The sequence below is a fragment of the Paenibacillus sp. CH40 genome, assembly GCF_024213605.1.
GTDB lineage: Bacteria > Bacillota > Bacilli > Paenibacillales > Paenibacillaceae > Paenibacillus > Paenibacillus polymyxa_B.
The window spans coordinates 391,220-408,901 of sequence record NZ_JANAVQ010000003.1 but is presented as its reverse complement, the minus strand read 5'-3'; the positions used below and the strand labels follow the sequence as shown (position 1 = coordinate 408,901).

Here is a 17,682-nt window from a genome sequence, read left to right as displayed (position 1 = left end):
CCGGGGCTGTTTTTGGTATGAAAAGATACAAAAATGGATTGACAATTGTCTTGGAAATGCTTACATTGAACATATATTTATTTTACTAAGTTTTACTCATCATTTTTACTTAAATATTCTACTATGGTGTAAGAGTGGAAAATAAAAGGTTGAGGTGACTGCCCATGCGTACCATTTTGCCGTTGAATGACCAATGGTTTTACCTTCCTGAATATGTCGAGAGCGAAATAAGCGCAGGCATTGATGCAGGTCGGTATGAGCCAATTCAGCTGCCGCACACCAATGTAGAGCTTCCGTATAATTATTTTGACGACAAGGCATTTCAGTTTATTTCTACGTATAAAAGAGAGCTGAACATTCCGGCAGATGCCAAAGGTAAGCGAGTGTATGTTGATTTTGAAGGAGTCATGACCTATGCCCAGGTATATCTAAACGGGGTAAAAGCGGGGGAGCATAAAGGTGGATATACACCGTTCAGCGTTGAATTGACCGAACTTGCCGAGTATGGCGGCTCCAATGTGCTCACAGTCATTGTCGATTCCACGGAACGGGACGACATCCCTCCCTTTGGGGCAGTCATTGACTATCTGACCTATGGCGGTATTTACCGCGAAGTGCAGCTGCGAATAGTGGAGCCTGTACACCTTGGAACGATATTCATTCAGACACCGGAGCCGCTTGCGGCAAATAAGGCGGTGCGTGTGGTCGTGGAGCTGGAGGGCATCGGCGATCAGCAGGACGACTTGACGGTCGTGCTGCAATTGCTGGACGGAGCGAGCGTAAAGGCGGAGACCGAGCTGGCAGCGGTGACGGCGACGGAAGTAACGCTGGAGCTGAAAGAGCTGGGCGGCCTGCGGCTTTGGGATATAGATGATCCCAAGCTGTATGAAGCGAAGTTGACGCTGCTACGAGGCGGAGAGGAGTTGGATCAGGTGACCGTGCGCTTTGGCTTCCGCGAGGCTGAATTTCAGACGGACGGCTTTTACTTGAACGGGCGGAAGATCAAGCTGCTCGGCTTGAACCGTCACCAGTCCTATCCGTACGTTGGCTATGCTATGCCCAAAAGAGCGCAGCGTCGTGATGCAGATGTGCTCAAGGAGGAGCTGGGGCTGAATATGGTACGGACATCCCACTACCCTCAGTCCCGTCATTTTCTAGACCGCTGTGATGAAATCGGATTGCTCGTTTTCGAAGAGATTCCGGGTTGGCAGCATATTGGCGGTGAAGCGTGGAAGGAGCAGGCGGTGAGGGACGTAGAGGACATGATTATCCGTGATAGAAATCATCCCTCCATTGTAATCTGGGGCGTACGAATTAATGAGTCGCAGGATGACCATGATCTGTACACGCGTACCAATGAGCTGGCACGAAAGCTAGATCCGACCCGTGCTACGGGTGGTGTGCGTTATATTGTAGGCAGTGAGCTGCTGGAAGATGTATATACGATAAATGATTTTGTTCATGATGGTGGGCACAAAAAATATTTGGCGAAGGAAATCCGCAATTTTGATACGTATGACGATACAGAAGGCGTAGATGGCGAAACGACAGGCTTGCGCCAGCCGTCTCTCGTTACAAAGCTGGATCATCCGGTCCCTTATCTGGTAACGGAATATAACGGGCATATGTACCCGACGAAACGTTTTGACCAGGAGGAACGGGTAATGGAGCATGCACTGCGCCATACGCGGGTCCAAAATGCTTCCTATGCCGATGAGGGCATTGCCGGAGCGATTGGCTGGTGTGCTTTTGACTATAACACGCATGCTGATTTTGGTTCCGGTGATAAAATCTGCTACCACGGTGTCATGGATATGTTCCGCCTGCCTAAATTTGCAGCCAGTGTGTATCGAAGCCAGAAGAACGTCGAACAGGAAATCGTTATGGAGCCGGTCACTTACTGGTCTCGTGGCGAGCGGAATATCGGGGGTATCGTGCCGCTGGTCGTGTTCACCAATTGCGATGAGGTGGAGTTCATCTACGGTCATGAGCGCAAAGGTATTTATCGTCCGAATCGAGAGAAGTACCCGGCGCTTCCTAACCCCCCTGTCGTGATCGACGAGCTGACAGGCCACTGGGGCATGAAGTGGGAAGACGCTGTATTCATTGGGTACGTAGACGGGCAAGAAGTGATCCGCAAATACTATTCACGTAATCCGGTGCTGACAGAGCTACGGGTAGCTGCAGATGATATGGTACTGGAAGCTGGCGATTGGGACGTAACCCGAGTAGTAGTGGATGCTCTGGATGAATACGGCAATGCCCTGCCGTTCTATGCAGATCCTGTTTCGGTGGAGGTCGAGGGAGTGGGTGAATTGATCGGTCCTTCAAGCTTATCCCTAATTGGTGGACGTATTGCATTCTGGATTCGTACAAAGGGTGAGGCTGGCAATATCCGCGTGAAGGTTTCAGCGCCTTCTCGTTTCGGTTTGCAGGAATTGAGCATTGACGTGCAATAAGGAAGCAAAGGCAACATACAATCCTGCTAACTGCTTTTATACTGTCTGATACTTCTATTATTTAATAAGGAGTTGTCCGCAGATTCTGCAAAGAATCTGAGAGGGCAACTCCTTTTTAGCATAGGTTAGGGTACGTTAATCTATAAGTCTTTCAAATTGTGTCTTATTACTGAGTCACTTAACGTTACGCTCGTAGATTGGAAGCATAGAATACACTATCAAGCGCAAGGGAGGTGAAAACTATGGCGATTCTTTTACCTCAGCAATTCTATTCTCTCGCAGCTAATATTGGTAAATCATACTTTGAAAACTTGAACGGTGGCGCGAATGCTACAATTACCGTTAATAATAACGGTCCGGCACCGATCGATCTTGTCGTAACTCGTGTCAATGCACCTGTGATCACTTATGTTATCCCCCCAACTAACAGCCTCACGTTAGAGGTTGCTTTACTGCTGGTAGCTGCTCTGCAGACTACCGCAGCTGGAGCAGCTACGGGTACGATCCAGATTGCGACAGCTGATTTTTAACCTGTAACGACCTGATCCTCTAACTCTAGCTTTGCCGTATGGCAAGGTTAGAGTTTTTTTGTTTGAAATTTTCTGAAACTTTTTTCATATTGTGCCGATATATACATATAGCATAGCAAACAACAACATCGAAAAGGAGTACCCTGTATGAGCTTTAGCAATCCGGTTTTACGTGATGACATCTTTTTGCGCGAAGATGAAAGAGAAGCTAGTGAACAACGCATGACCATCGGAGGAACGGTGAACAAAACGTTGCTTCTGCTGGTTCTGCTCATCGTCTCTGGAAGTATTACCTGGTACATGACCTACGAAGGAACCGTAGAGGTGCTATCCTTGCTGACGGCAGGCTTTATTGGTATGGCAGGCGTAGCACTTGCGATATCCTTTTTTCCCAAAACGGCTCCATTACTCTCTCCTGTATATGGGATTCTGAGTGGTTTTGCTTTGGGTGGCGTTTCAGCTTTTATGGAGTATGAGTACCCTGGAATTGTAGCCAATGCCATTTTGCTGACCGTGGGTATCTTGTTCTTGATGCTCTTTATGTACACACAGCGAATCATCAAGGTGACACGCGGCTTTATCTCATTCGTTGTCCTGTGTACGATGGCGATTTTTCTGGTGACGCTGGTTGATTTTATTTTGAACTTTTTCGGTATGAATGTTCCCTATATCCATGAAACAGGTTGGCTGGGTATTGGCATTAGCTTATTTATCGTGATCATTGCGGCTTTGAATCTGCTGGTTGATTTCAATTTTATTGAAGAGCAAGCAGATCAAGGCGCACCCAAATATATGGAATGGTATGGTGCTTTTGCATTGCTGGTGACTCTAGTATGGCTGTATGTACGGATTTTGGATCTGTTGGCCAAATTCAGTAAGAGGGACTAAGTGCAGGGTGAGAAGAAAAGGATGGCTGAATGCCGTCCTTTTTTGTATTAAATAGACGGTTTAAAAATTGCATTTTACGTTAAATACATAGAAGTTGGGTAAAACATAAAGACAGACAGGAGAGGAGTGAGTGCATGTATCAAGTGGTGCTGGTTAGGCATGGACAGAGCGTGTATAACCGACAAAACCTGTTTACGGGCTGGACGGACGTGGACCTGACTGAACAAGGGATTCATGAGGCCATTGAGGCGGGACGTATTCTCAAGGGGGCTGGTTATACGTTTGATTTGGCATTCGCCTCTGTGCTAAAACGATCTATCCGCACGCTGTATCACATCTTGGATGAGCTGGATCATCTCTGGATACCTGTGCAGAAATCATGGAAGCTGAATGAACGCCATTACGGTGCTCTTCAGGGGCTTAGCAAGCTGGATTCCGCCGTGCAATACGGCGAGGAACAGGTTCATATCTGGCGGCGTAGTCTGACGGTGCGGCCCCCCATGCTGGATGAGCAGGACGAGCGGAGTCCGCATCGGGAAGAGCGTTATCGCAATATTAAGCCAGAAGAGCTGCCGCTTGGGGAAAGCCTGGAGGACACCGTGCATCGGGTCGGTGAGTTTTGGAAGCAGCGGATTGTCCCTTTGATTCTCAAAAAGGATCGAGTTATCATTTCTGCACATGGTAATACTTTGCGGGCCTTAATCAAGTATATGGAGAATCTGGACGAAACCGCCTTGCTGGATTTGAATATTCCGACAGGCATTCCACTGGTGTACGAGCTGGATGAGCATATAGATCCTATCCGGCGTTTTTATCTCGGTGATCCGAGTCATGTAGAGGCTAAGAAGCAGGCCGTGGCCAACCAAAGCAAGGTAACGGAGTGACTTTCCATACACGAAGAGGACAGGGCGCTTCCTCGCATCCTGTCCTCTTTGTGTTGGGTATAGATTAAGCGTTCGCTTCCTCTTCTTCTGTTTCCTGGCTGTCTTCCTCTGCGGGAAGTGCCCACACCGATACACTGCCGGCACGAACGGGAAATATGCCGTAGCCATCCTGCTCAATTTTTACGGTATGATCGTGATGTCCGGTCAAATCCATCCATTCTTCCCCTGCACGTTGTTTGCCTACGAACATGCGCTTTTCTCCGTCATTTGCGTTGGTGATCACCACAGCACATCCGGAGCCTTCCAGCTCAGGCACGCCTTGACGAACCCATCCAATCGTATGGGGATCATCGAAATAATCTTTTTGCTCACCATAAGCTTTATGGTACCGGGCATATAGAAGCGGGTCTAGCTCAGCCTGCTTGCCTTTCACGGGCGTTTGCCCCTGGATACCGTAGTAATCGCCGTAGAACACACAGGGATAACCGTCCTTGCGCAGCAAGATGAGTGCATAGGCGCTAGGCTTAAACCAGTCCTCCACCCAGGATTCGAGCGCTTCATGCGGCTGGGAATCATGATTATCGACAAAAGTAACCGAGTTCAGGGGATGGGTATGAACAAGCGTATCCTCGAAAATGGTGCTTAAATCGAAATCCTTGCCACCCAAGGAAGCGCTATGTAGTTTGTAGTGGAGGGATACGTCAAACAGGTCGATTTTATAATCAATGGTATCCAGGAACTTTTGACACGATTCCAGATCCGGTTTCCAAAACTCGCCTACCATATAAAAGTCCTGCCCGCGTTTTTTAATCATTTCTGTAGCAAACTCTCGTACAAATTCATGATTAATATGCTTGATTGCATCCAGACGGAATCCGTTGCATTGCAGAGTATCTATCAGCCATTTCCCCCAACGGATCATCTCTTTGCGCACATCCTGATGATTATAGTCAATATTGGCGAACATTAAATAATCATAATTGCCGAATTCATCATCTACATTTTCGCTCCAGCTTTTGTTTTTACCTAAAATACGATAGATTCCTGTCCGGTCCTGGCTTGCATCGTAATCGGTTCCGTTAAAATGTTCAAAGTTCCATTGAAATGTGGAATACTGACCTTGACGGCCGGGGAACGTAAATTTAGTCCAGCCTTCGATATCAAAGGGCTCGGAAATGACTTCATTGCGGTTATCCGGGTTAACCTCGACGACCTTGAATACTTCAGTTTCATCCGCGCCGGCCTTATGATTCATGACCAGATCGACATAGACGGCCACGCCGTGGCGAACACAGGCGGCAACAGCCTCCAGCAGGTCTTCCCTGGTTCCGTATTTGGTGCGCACCGCACCTTTTTGGTCAAATTCGCCCAGATCATAAAGGTCATAGACGCCGTATCCCGTATCCTCGGGCGATTGGCCTTTGGTGACAGGTGGAATCCATATCGCGTCAATTCCTTTGGCCTTCAGTTCCGGCGCCAGGCGGGTAAGCTTTTTCCAGTGAGAACCGTCAGCTTCGACATTCCACTCGAAAAATTGCATCATCGTATGGTTCCTTTTCATGTACGTCCCTCCTTCATATATAACAAGTTACCCACCAAGTGAGGGGGGCTAAACGTCAGACGGTCAATATGATGCTGAATGAAGAACAAGGATCGCTGTATAACGTATGCTGAATCATTAAAATTTGTTATACCTGAGTGTTCACAACGACTCGGGTAGCTAGAAAAGAGAACGTGAAAACGGTAAAATGAATCTAACTTAACAATAGTTCGGGTTTTGGGCAAACTGTGAAGCGCGAGCAACAGAGGAAAGGAGGAGTGGACGTGACAGAACCGCAGCAGAACAAGGATGAAGCGAGCAAACCGCTGATTAAAAAATGTACGTATTGTCAGGAGATGAAACCTTTAACGGACTTTCAGCGCAGAACGGGTCGCCGGGCTGGTCCTTATTCCCGGCGTGGTCCTTGCCGTTCCTGCCGAGGATTGGCCCCACAAGAACGTGCGGCTACGTCCGCTCCCTCCGGCGAGGAAACAAATCCCTCGGCTGCTCCCGTGATGCAGCATAGCCTTGAAGCAAATACGGCTGCGCACAGCCTAGAGGCGTCGCTACCTATGGAGGCACAACGCCCCCGCAGGAAGCCGGTCACGGACAAAGCGCGTGAGCGCCATCGGCAACGGGTTCGGCATCTGCTTAGCAGGCTGAAGCCTGCGGATACCCGGGCGTTGCGGCTCAATCGCAATGGCATGATTCGGCTAAGAGGCAAAACCGACCAGGGGAGACGCTGGCATCAAGAGATTGAGCTTGATCTGGCCATGACCCTGGTCAGAGAGCGTATGGCGGTGATTGTTAATCCATACACCGTGCGTAGACTGTATAGCAACAAGGAATTTCGTCAATATGTGCTTAAGCGTGACCGTTATACTTGCTTTTTTTGCGGGGGCTACGGTGACACGATTGATCATTTACTGCCTCGGGCAAAAGGGGGGCACACGACGCCGGTCAATTGTGTATGTGCTTGCAATGAATGCAATCAAGTTAAGGCTGCCCGCGATGTAGATGAGTTTATTGAGTCTGGTGTGCCGCAGCCGTCTCCTGATGATTTCGAAGCACCTGATAATCCTGACGCTTCTGAAGGCACCCTACATACGTAGGGCGATTCTTGGAGCGTAGGTCCCTTAGTACAGTTCTACTTCAAAGCCGGATTCCTTCCAGGCTGTTGTTCCGCCTTCGATAAAAGCTACATTGGTAAAGCCCATCTGCTGGAGTGTATAAGCTGCCAATGCAGCTTGTCCACCTGCCCCACAAGTGGTGATAATGGGGCGGTTACGGTCACGTAGACGTTCGTCACGCAAATCCTGTGGAACCTCCAAGTCAGCGCGGATGGGCAGCATGCCCAATGAAATATTGGCGCTTCCGCGAATCAGACCGCAAGCGCCTGCATCATGGGAGTCCTGTACATCGATAACGAATGTATCTGGATTTGCCTCCATTCGCTGACGTGCCTCCTGTGAATCAATGCCCTGAACGTGCTGCCTCGCTTCTTGAACCATATCTCCAAATGTTTTAGCCATCATTTAAAACCTCCGTATGAATATATTTTGTGTTATTTTCATATTATCGAACTAAAACGCACTCTCTTTATTACCCTCCTCTAGCATAAGATGACCCTTTTTTTAAGGGAAACTTGGACAAAAATCGAGCTTATTCTAATTTTTATCTAAAATAACAATAAAAATTTTGCAGAAATTTGTGCAAATTTAAAATTTCTTCGACGATTGTGTCGTGAAAGGTGTAATATAGAGGTATAGGGTTCCGTTTCGGCCTGTTGTAGTCACGAAGGAGCGCTTCGTGGGATATTCCGCAGCAGTAACAACAGAATAACGTCTGAGCAATATACAATTGGCATCTGCGATAAATCAGTCTTGCCCTGTAGGGTATAGGCCGGTTTAAGCTGTGCTTCTTGCATGTTTAAGGGCGTGAATTCAATGAACGTTTTATTGCTAGAGTTTATGGATACAGGTTACGAGAGAGGATGGACTTCTATTTTCACAGTAAAGGAGGACGTTCACGCATGTCTGAAAACCAACAAGAGGTGGCAGTAACACAAGAAGCTACCAAAGAGTCTCGGGATGTACTGGACCAATTGATGAAACCGGAGGTTCAGCAATCGCTGACCGTACTGGTAGAGAATCTGCCCAAGTTGACTGAGATGGTTACTTTGATGACCGACGCTTATGATGTAGCTCGCAGTCTGGCGACTGACCCTGTCTTTATCGGAGATATGAAAAGCTCCATGGGAGAGTTTGTGAAGCCTGTTACAGATTCGGCTAAAGGATTGGCTTCTGCTGCAATTGAAGCAAATGACCGTGTGCAAACTACGGACGGCAGTGTAGGTCTGTTTGGCCTGCTCAAAATGCTTAAAGATCCGAATGTACAAAAAACGCTGCGTTTCAGCCAGGCTTTCCTGGATATTCTGAATGAGCGCCAACGCGAAAGCAAATAATTACCTGATCGAGAACGGAGGATGGACATGTCGAAGCAAATTTTGATCTTGGGCGGCGGGTACGGCGGATTGCTAGCCGCTCTTACAGCACGCCAGCATATGGACGCTAGCCAAGCCACCATTACAGTGGTTAACCGCTTTGCGTCGCACCAAATTATTACAGAACTGCACCGTTTGGCGGCAGGTACAATTGCCGAAAAAGCTGTTGCGCTTCCTTTGGAAAAGCTGCTGCGTAACAAAGAAATTATCCTGAAAGTGGATACTGTTTCCGAAATCAAGCCTGACGATAAAAAAGTAACCTTGGCCAGTGGCGCTACGTTGAGCTATGACGCTCTCGTTATTTCCCTGGGCAGCGAAACGGCTTACTTCGGTATTCCAGGACTGCAAGAGCATAGCTTCACGCTGAAATCAGTGGCAGAAGCCAATCGCATTCGCGCACATGTGGAAGCTCGTCTGGATGCTTACAAGCAATCCGGTAACCAAGCAGACGCTACAATCGTTATCGGTGGTGGCGGTCTCACAGGCGTTGAGCTGGTGGGTGAATATGCTGACAAATTGCCTGTAATTTGTCGCGAAAAAGGTATTAACTACGAAGATATCAACTTGTATTGCGTAGAAGCTGGACCATCTATTTTGGCAGGCTTCCCTCAACCACTGGTTGATCGTGCAGTAACAAGCCTTGAAAAACGTGGCGTTCAAATCGTAGCGGGTGTTCCGATTACAGAAATGAAAGCTGACGAAGTTCTCTTGAAAGACGGACGTTCGATCAAAACGAACACACTGATCTGGACAGGCGGCGTACAAGGTAATGCACTGGTTGGCGCATCTGGTATCGAAGTAAACCGTGGTCGCGCAACTGTGAATGGTGCACTGCAATCGACTTCTCACGAAGACATCTTCCTCGCTGGCGACAGCGCAGTGGTGTTCCCGGGTGAAGGCGAGCGTCCATACCCTCCAACTGCACAGTTGGCTTGGCAAATGGGCGAATTAGTTGGTTACAACATCTTTGCTTATTTCAACGGAGCGAAAATGGAACGCTTTACACCAGTATTCTCCGGTACACTGGGCAGCTTGGGCAGAACAGACGCGATCGGTACTGTAGGCGCGAATGGCACCCAACTGAAAGGCGCTGTAGCTACTTTGATGAAGGAAGGCAGTAACATCCGTTACTTGTCCCACATCAAAGGACTTTTTGCATTGGCCTATTAATATTCCTTATATTTTATATGTTTCATTGGAAGAGAGCGCTATTCAGCGCTCTCAGAGTGTCGAGAAAGTCCAGAGGACTTTTCGACACTTCTATTTTTATATGGGGAGACGCATCTTTTAAAACAAAAATCGATTTAAAACGATCTGAGGACCCTAGTTTTTAGACCACTAAGACAGTTTTAAACCCCCTGCAAAAAACAGGGGGTTTCTCGACAGCCTGAGAGCGCTATTCAGCGCTCTCTTTTTTTGTAGCTTTTCTTTTCGACACTAGAGTTGCTTACGATTCATTAGTCTTAATTCACTTCATCTTCGCTAGCTCTGCCACCTGTACAGGGGGGAGCGCACCTTCAAATATACTCAGCTCATCAATAGATCCTTTGAACGCAGGGTCCCACCAGTTGACACCTAAGCTGAATGTTCCAGATTTGGAGGTAAAGACATCTGGGAATTCTGAGCCGATAAATTGAAGCTCGCCATTCACATACACGGCTAACACCCCACGTTCTACAGTGAAGGCGAGATGGGTCCATTCATTTGTTTTGATCTTTAGGCCAGTACTGCCGGTATACCAAAGTGAGCTGCCGGACCAGACCATTGTATTATCCTTCTCGGGTCCTCTGGGCAGAAGGCTAATCCAGTGGTTACTATCCATAGCTCCAAAGAAGGTTGGTGTATGCAGAGTTAAATCGCTTGGTTTTACCCACAGTGAAACGGAATATGCTGAGCTGGATATGAGTCCTCCAGGTAGAGCAATGCCTGACTTTCCATCAAGGACTATAGCTTGGCCCTTTACGCCTTCAGCGTAGGATACACTTCCTCCCTGGCGATCGATTCGGTCACCGATAACTTTGCCATTAGCAAAAGCATCCTGCTGATCCTCCAGATTATTTTCAAATGTGTATGACGCAGTCAATGTTGCTTTCTCATAAGGGGATACCGTGATGTTAAAAACTTTGTCCCGACTACGTTCTCCTTTGGTAATGGTAGCCGTCAAAGTGGCAGATGCAGCCTTTTCTCCGATTCCTGGACGCTTGATTTCACCTGTATCCGTAATGACGCTTTGGTCTGAAGTTTTCCAGGTAATCCGGGTTTGCCGACTGCCTTCCTTCGGAAGATTCAGGCTAGCCGTCACCCGACTTGTATCGCCAAGATCTAACTCACGATACACACTGTCCACTACTGTCGTATCGGTCATATCAGGGAGCTTACTGCCCCAAGCCATTTCACCTTTATTCGATAAAACTGTAAACGCCAGGATGTATTGATTCGTAACCTGATCCCATTGTCTTAAGAACACCCCATCCAATACAGCACCATCCAGTGTTAATTGGATATTCGCATCTCCCGACTTGCGCCATGTTCCTTGCACATCGCCTTCGATGGTATGATCTGCTCTAAGCTGAATGAATTGTGTATTCTTGATCGTAGCCGAAGAATCACTGCCATGATTAATATATTGATAATCGCCAATGAATTGTTTCTCATCCAGCTTTGTAAGCGTCTCGCCACCGTAACGGTAAGGAGCTACGACAGGCCAGTCATCCTGATTCATGAACATTTGGTGTACACGCAGCTCATGTGTCTCCCCCTGCTGAGGGAATCGGGTATGAAAGACGACAAACATTTGTCCAGTAGCAGGATCGGTGTATACAGAATTGTGTCCAGGGGAAACATAGCCGTATCCAGTGCCTGTACCGGGGTCGCCTATTTTACTATCGAACAAGAAATTACCTATCAACTTGTTGCCATAAGTTGTATTTTTGGTGTTTGCCGGCAAAACAGCATTCTGTCCTTTGGCATCTTTATAAGGTCCTGTCGGTTTCTTGGAACGGAATAACCTCATGTTATACCCTCCGTCGGCTGCAAGACCGCCGTAGGTTACATACAAATAGTAATAACCCGTTTTTGGGTTGTATTCAATATACGGACCTTCCCCGGACTCACCGTATCCACCTGCGATCTTAATGCCAAAATAACGATCAATCAGACGGCCGTCCTCCGTAGTTCCATCTTGACCTGGATACATGGGTTTGCCAGTTGCCTTATCTAGCTCCAGTAAAAATATTCCCCCGGACCATGATCCATACGTCATCCACAAGCGCCCATTTGCATCGTAAAAGACGCTTGCATCGATTGCATTTGGGAACATCCGGTTCGCATAAGAACCATCGGTATTAAACCATCCCGGTCTGAGACCCTCAAGCTTGCCTTCCTTAATGAGTTGTTGAATCGGCGTATTTGTCCATTTTTTATCTACCTTGCTATCTTTATCGAATGCAGTCTCCTTCGTAAAACCAGTGTGTATAATGGTATCCACATATTGATATGGACCCTCGATTTTGGGTGCAACTGCAATGCCGATCGCGGAACGAATGTAGGTGGAAGATGCACTATAATAAATCATATATGCCCCTTTTGTCCCATCCTCATTGACATAATGCTCATTCCAAAATACATCGGGCGCCCATACCGAGAATCCTCCCTTACTATCCGCATCATTCTCACCCGCCCAAGCGAAAGATCCAGCTAGATTCTTCGATAAATCCCCGTAGAGTGTGTTCCCAGGCGTAGTGTAACCGTTTGCAAAAGAAGTCCAGTTTGTAAGATCTTTTGACTTCGCCGCAGAGATGTGTGACCCAAATACATAATAAGTGTCACCGTCTTTGACAATGGAAGGGTCATGAACCGATACATTAGAGAAGGTTGGCGCATCCTGCTTATTATTCTGGTCTGGCACCGTTACCGCCGCGTCTATTGCACTTGCACCTAATGGTGCGCTTGCGATTGCTAATAATAATGTTAGTATTATTGCAATACTTTTCCTGACCTTACGTTTAACAAAACTTCTCATCATACACATTTGCCCCTTTCTGAATTGGAGTACAGTGATATATTCTGCTTTTATTGCTAAATACCTTTATGTTTATGAGTATTATTAATGTATTTATGAATTATATGGCTGTTAGGTAAAAATTATAAATTATGGTTGACGTTGTGATTTTGTGAGGGTAATCTAATTAAGAAAAAGTAACTATAAGAAGGTTGCTTAAACAAATTTTTATTTTAGCCTAAACGCTAACAAAGGAGAGCATTATAAATGAAAATCAGACTGTTGGTCTGCCTTATGATTCTACTAAGTTTTGCTGGTGCACACTCGAATTCGACATCAGCTCAAGCTCAAACCCCCATACACCTGAAGGTCAATGATCATTACGTTTTATACACCTACCCTGCATCACCCTTTGTGGATAAGAAGGGGAGACTGCTTATACCGCTCCAAGCGGCTGAGGATATACTGGGCGGCAAAGTAACTTATAATGCAGCGAACAAAACTGCTTCGGTTGATCTGTTGGGCCGTAATGTAGCGGCTACGATCGGATCACCTGAAATATCGGTTAATGGTGAGCCAGTGACAATGGATACAGTCCCCATCATGAAAAGTAATGCGATGTTTTTACCAGTATCCATTTTGTTGAAGGATACAGATGCGAAGATGGAGTGGGATACCAAGCGTGGCTTATTGAAGCTAAGGCATGACAGCTTTACGGAAAGTCCAGTTCTTATGAGGTTTAAGGGACAAGACTTGGCCCAAGTCATTGATGCGAATGCCTTTGATCTTATTTCCTTTGGCTGGGATCAAAGGCAAGGTGTATTGAATATTCATGCTATGTACGAGAGCAGCTTATCACCTGCTTCCAGGCAAATCGACTTTAATCCTCTGATTGTGTATAGCAAAGGGACCTATAGTGTAAATCCTTATTCTAAACCCAGTATGTTTTACAAAGTTAAAATAACCAGTCCCGGTAATCTGGTTTATACGAGAAATATCGATACAATCGATGCGGATAAAGACTATATAATATATATTACTTCTGTTGGCAGATTAATTAAGTAGTGGAATGTATGTTGCTTGTACATCATAAAAAAGCGACAAAGGCTTAAGGGCCTTTGTCGCTTTTTTTGAAAGATTAATCTTAGAAGGTAATGATTTGACTATTGTTTCCTTTATTACGTACATATCCAACGACTTTGGATACAGACTGTTTATCTTTAAGATAATCAGTAACGCCGTCTGTCAGGTTGTTTTTTTGATTGTTTGACAATTTATTCCAGTCATCCGAATTTACATAAACTTCGACGATAGCTTCACTGCTGTCGCCTCTTACTGTGAAATCAAAGCCGACCCCATTATAGGTGCCATATCTATCGGACAAGTTACGTTGGATCGTACTTGCATCCAGAGAAGAAGCTACATCCCTCAAAGAAACCTTGCCTCTGCTGTTTATTGTAAAAGTTGCCATTTTATCCCTATTACTGGAGTTTTTAACCGTACCCTCTATATCGGCATCTTTATACTCTTTCAAAATATCTTCACCGATGTCTTCCAGGTAGCTTTCCTTTCTGCTGTCGGTGAGGTCAGTCCATCTGGATTTCGTCATTTCGATGGTCACCGTAATATCGCTTTTGTTACCATCCAACGTGATATCAGAGTTGGTGCTATAGGCATCGCTGTGATCATCGTTCAGCTTCTTTTGAAGATCCTTCAAGGAGCTAGAGCTATTTTTGCTTGCTTCATCTTTTAGCGTCTGGTTGTCTTTTTGCAATTGAGCGATGGTAGCGTCTTTCGTCGTGTTCGCTGCTTTCGCTGTGTTGAGCTCTTGAGTCAGCGTCGTAATCTGGTTGTTCAACGCAGTAACTGTAGACTGATCAATGGGAACGCCGTTGTCGGCAATGACTACGCGTTTGTTTGTTCCATCCCATGTTACTTTTTTATCCAAAGCTGTACCTGCCAGCTTCAGTGGGATATACGTCACGCCATCCAGCAGAAATGGTTCTGTTTTAGCATCAGCAGGAACCTCGGTTCCGTTGTAGATAATTTTAATATTGTTATATACTGCTTGGATCGGCTTAGTCACTTGTGCGGCATATGTGGATTGGCTGAAAAGAGCCCCGGATATGGCCAAGGCGGATACGGCAGTGATGATGACAGGTTTTTTGATAGATTTCAGTGATTTCATTCGTTGGTCTACCCCTTTATTTAAGAATTATAGCCTGGTTCATAGACTAGAGTAACATTAATGCCTACAAAATCCAACAGCTTGGAGAGTCATTATGGGTTGTGCTTATATTGGTTAGACGCAACAGCAACCGTAAAAGTTGCCCTGTTTGCGCAAAAGTTTTTCCAAAAGTATCCGAACAACACAAAACAAGCCCGCTGCACAAGACAGCGTGACTTGTTGGTAAAACAGTGCGTCGAGGTTATCCATTCAGGATTATTTGCCGTCCTTCAGTTTGCCTGCTGTTTCCTGAAGATGGCCTTTGGCCTTATCCAGTTTGCCTTCGGCTTGAAGGGACTTATTATCGGTAGCGTTCCCGATTTGATCCTTGATTTCACCTTTGGCTTTGTTCACATTACCTTTGATTTTATCGCTAGTTCCGTTATCCTTCATGTTATAGCCCTCCTTATGTGATCGAACTTTCATTCAGCATGCTGTAGTTAGTCATTACCCGAGCGAGGGTAATACGAAACCAGAGGCTGTATATCACAGACGGGGGTATAATGTTGGATACGGATTAAATCAGAACGTGAAGTGGGGAGTGAGCGCATGCTCAAAATTTTATTGTTTATTCTCGTTATTCAAATTATTTACGTATCGGCGTATACACTGCGCATGATTCTGACGCTGAAAGGACAGAAGTACATTGCTGCGCTCATTAGCACCGTGGAGGTTACGGTCTATGTATTGGGCTTGAATGTTGTGCTTAAGTACCTGGATCAAGTGGCAAGTCTTGCAGTATACGCCATTGGCTATGCATTGGGCATTCTTATTGGAGCATGGATTGAGGAAAAAATAGCGCTCGGTTATGTCACCGTTAAGGTGATCAGCAATGAGATCAATGGAGGAATTGCCAATGCGCTGCGGGACAAAGGATACGGCGTCACAGCCTGGCTGGGCAGTGGACGTGATGGAGAGCGCCTGGTAATGGAAATTTTGGCCAAACGAAAAAACCAGAATAAGCTGTATCAGTCCATTCTGGAGCTGGACCCTAAGGCTTTTGTCATTACGGTAGAGCCGAAGCAGTTTCATGGCGGCTTCTGGACTAAGGCTATCCGTAAATAAACATTTTGGTAAATTGCGCATATTTTTTGGAGGTTGGAGCATATTAATACCCGCACAGGTGGGAACTAACAGTAAGCCGACAGGGGATATTACCCTATAAAAACCGAGGGGGGATATAGATGTACAGACGCCAGGCCCCGGAAATCATTCCAGAGGAAAATACGGCTATTTGGTCGTGTACAAACGAGGGTTGCAACGGTTGGATGCGAACGGATTTCACCTTTTTGAACGAGCCAGCTTGTCCATTTTGTCAAGCCTCGATGGGGCAGGAAATGCGGATGCTGCCGATTCTCAATCGGGCGGGCAATTCCTTTGTCGCCCAGCGCTCCTAATCCAGGATTTTGAAAAATCCACCATTGAAAGTGAGTACGATGATCACACTGCAGAATTTATGAACGCCAAAAGCCGCTCCAGCGACATGCTGAGCGGCTTTTGGTTGTGAATATTGGGGTAGGGGTGACCTTTCCCCAAGTAAAGTGTGTGTTGATCATGGTCTCTGGATGGGCTGTACGGAATCACGATATACAATATGACCCTGCACGAGGACTCGACCAAAGCGGCCGCCGGGATGACTTATTTTTTTCATCATCGAATCAATCGCGGTACGTGCCATCTGCTCGATGTCTACGCCGACTGTGGTCAGTTGCGGAACAATAAGAGTGGCATATACATCGTTGTCAAATCCGACTACAGAGCAGTCCTCAGGCACGCGGTATCCCAGAGCAATGAGCTTGTGTACCAGATTGTGAGCGACCTGATCGCAGTTACATACAAAGGCAGTCGGTAGCGGCTGAGGCAGCTCCATTTCAACAAAAGCACCTTCGTCGTCCCGGTCACTGAGCACCCACTCGTTACGGAGGGGCAGTCTGTGCTCCAGCAAGGATTTATAGTAGCCGAGGAAACGATCCTGAATACTACTGGTGGAATAGATATTGCCTACATATGCAATATCACGATGCCCCTGGGCGATCAAATAGTTGGTCAGCTCATAGGCTCCGTAGAAATTATCCGTCACCACGGAGTCGATATCGGCATGTTCATCATAAAAATCGAGAAACATTTTGGGTAGATCCATGGTTTGTACCAGCTCGATATATGGCTTGCTCACTTGACCCAGGAGAATGAAGCCGTCCACCTTGCGGTCGTAATAGATACGTGGCAGATTAAGCTGTTCTTCGTCTTCGCGATGAAGGATGTGAAGGATGCCATAGTAGCCGTATGGCTCCAGTGCCCGTGAAATTTGCTGGTAGATGTGCAGATAAAACGATTGGCCGGGGCCAGTAAAACGTTCAGGAATGACAACACCTATGTTATAGGTGAGGCCCTCCTTCATGGACTTGGCAACGGTATTGAAACGATAACCCATTTCGCCCGCGAGCGTCTTAATACGCTCTTTTAGCTCCTCGCTAACCCCATCCTTGTCATTGAGCGCCTTCGACACGGTCACGCTGCTTACTCCCAGCTTATCTGCAATATCCCGCATCGTTACGTTGCTCTTCATTCCTGTTCCGCCTTCCAATTTTAAAAAGATAAGCATTTTGCCTAATCCAGAGAATGGATGCAAAATGCTGGGGAATATATCCGTA

At 46.5% G+C, this 17,682-nt stretch carries 16 protein-coding genes; 10 read left to right on the top strand and 6 right to left on the bottom strand.

Annotated elements, in window-relative coordinates:
- The first annotated feature begins 164 nt into the window (after positions 1-164).
- From NLX73_RS11845 to gpmA, 4 genes are all read left to right on the top strand, one after another.
- Entirely contained in the window at positions 165-2,459 is a 2,295-nt protein-coding gene (locus tag NLX73_RS11845; RefSeq protein ID WP_250266920.1) for a glycoside hydrolase family 2 protein, read from the top strand.
- Positions 2,460-2,701: 242 nt separating this feature from the next.
- Entirely contained in the window at positions 2,702-2,989 is a 288-nt protein-coding gene (locus NLX73_RS11840; protein WP_061829478.1) for a hypothetical protein, read from the top strand.
- Between the two features lie 147 nt (positions 2,990-3,136).
- Positions 3,137-3,877 (top strand): Bax inhibitor-1/YccA family protein, encoded by a 741-nt coding sequence (locus tag NLX73_RS11835; RefSeq protein WP_250266919.1) that lies wholly within the window; start codon positions 3,137-3,139, stop codon positions 3,875-3,877.
- Between the two features lie 134 nt (positions 3,878-4,011).
- On the top strand, positions 4,012-4,761 hold the full coding sequence (gene gpmA / locus NLX73_RS11830) for a 2,3-diphosphoglycerate-dependent phosphoglycerate mutase (RefSeq protein WP_254326241.1): 750 nt from the start codon (positions 4,012-4,014) through the stop codon (positions 4,759-4,761).
- Positions 4,762-4,825: 64 nt separating this feature from the next.
- Here the strand turns inward: gpmA and NLX73_RS11825 are convergent, their stop codons facing one another.
- Positions 4,826-6,322, bottom strand: coding sequence for an alpha-amylase (locus tag NLX73_RS11825; RefSeq protein ID WP_250266917.1), 1,497 nt, complete (start codon positions 6,320-6,322; stop codon positions 4,826-4,828).
- A gap of 263 nt (positions 6,323-6,585) precedes the next feature.
- Here NLX73_RS11825 and NLX73_RS11820 point away from each other — a divergent pair, with 263 nt between their 5' ends.
- Entirely contained in the window at positions 6,586-7,413 is an 828-nt protein-coding gene (locus tag NLX73_RS11820; protein ID WP_061829475.1) for an HNH endonuclease, read from the top strand.
- A gap of 24 nt (positions 7,414-7,437) precedes the next feature.
- On the opposite strand, the gene NLX73_RS11815 is transcribed toward NLX73_RS11820, so the two are convergent.
- Entirely contained in the window at positions 7,438-7,833 is a 396-nt protein-coding gene (locus NLX73_RS11815; protein ID WP_023990896.1) for a rhodanese-like domain-containing protein, read from the bottom strand.
- 500 nt (positions 7,834-8,333) lie between these two features.
- Here NLX73_RS11815 and NLX73_RS11810 point away from each other — a divergent pair, with 500 nt between their 5' ends.
- Both NLX73_RS11810 and NLX73_RS11805 read left to right on the top strand, forming a co-directional pair.
- Entirely contained in the window at positions 8,334-8,765 is a 432-nt protein-coding gene (locus NLX73_RS11810; protein WP_013312528.1) for a DUF1641 domain-containing protein, read from the top strand.
- Between the two features lie 27 nt (positions 8,766-8,792).
- Positions 8,793-9,974: an NAD(P)/FAD-dependent oxidoreductase gene (locus NLX73_RS11805; RefSeq protein WP_061829474.1), complete on the top strand. Its 1,182-nt coding sequence runs from the start codon at positions 8,793-8,795 to the stop codon at positions 9,972-9,974.
- Positions 9,975-10,272: 298 nt separating this feature from the next.
- Here the strand turns inward: NLX73_RS11805 and NLX73_RS11800 are convergent, their stop codons facing one another.
- The gene (locus NLX73_RS11800) at positions 10,273-12,828 is read right to left on the bottom strand and encodes a LamG-like jellyroll fold domain-containing protein (RefSeq protein WP_061829473.1); all 2,556 of its coding nucleotides are present in this window, start codon (positions 12,826-12,828) and stop codon (positions 10,273-10,275) included.
- 243 nt (positions 12,829-13,071) lie between these two features.
- Between NLX73_RS11800 and NLX73_RS11795 the strand changes: the two genes are divergently transcribed.
- A complete protein-coding gene (locus tag NLX73_RS11795; RefSeq protein WP_061829472.1) occupies positions 13,072-13,869 on the top strand; it encodes a copper amine oxidase N-terminal domain-containing protein in 798 nt (265 codons plus the stop codon).
- 79 nt (positions 13,870-13,948) lie between these two features.
- Here NLX73_RS11795 and NLX73_RS11790 read toward each other — a convergent pair whose 3' ends face one another.
- Both NLX73_RS11790 and NLX73_RS11785 read right to left on the bottom strand, forming a co-directional pair.
- A complete protein-coding gene (locus NLX73_RS11790) occupies positions 13,949-14,992 on the bottom strand; it encodes a stalk domain-containing protein (protein WP_061829471.1) in 1,044 nt (347 codons plus the stop codon).
- Between the two features lie 255 nt (positions 14,993-15,247).
- Positions 15,248-15,424, bottom strand: coding sequence for a CsbD family protein (locus NLX73_RS11785; RefSeq protein WP_013312524.1), 177 nt, complete (start codon positions 15,422-15,424; stop codon positions 15,248-15,250).
- 156 nt (positions 15,425-15,580) lie between these two features.
- Here NLX73_RS11785 and NLX73_RS11780 point away from each other — a divergent pair, with 156 nt between their 5' ends.
- Both NLX73_RS11780 and NLX73_RS11775 read left to right on the top strand, forming a co-directional pair.
- Positions 15,581-16,096: a DUF2179 domain-containing protein gene (locus NLX73_RS11780; RefSeq protein ID WP_023990890.1), complete on the top strand. Its 516-nt coding sequence runs from the start codon at positions 15,581-15,583 to the stop codon at positions 16,094-16,096.
- Between the two features lie 119 nt (positions 16,097-16,215).
- Positions 16,216-16,428, top strand: a complete 213-nt coding sequence (locus NLX73_RS11775) for a cold-shock protein (protein WP_025721956.1) — start codon at positions 16,216-16,218, stop codon at positions 16,426-16,428.
- A 155-nt stretch (positions 16,429-16,583) separates the two neighbouring features.
- On the opposite strand, the gene NLX73_RS11770 is transcribed toward NLX73_RS11775, so the two are convergent.
- Entirely contained in the window at positions 16,584-17,597 is a 1,014-nt protein-coding gene (locus tag NLX73_RS11770) for a substrate-binding domain-containing protein (RefSeq protein ID WP_061829539.1), read from the bottom strand.
- Positions 17,598-17,682 lie beyond the last annotated feature (85 nt).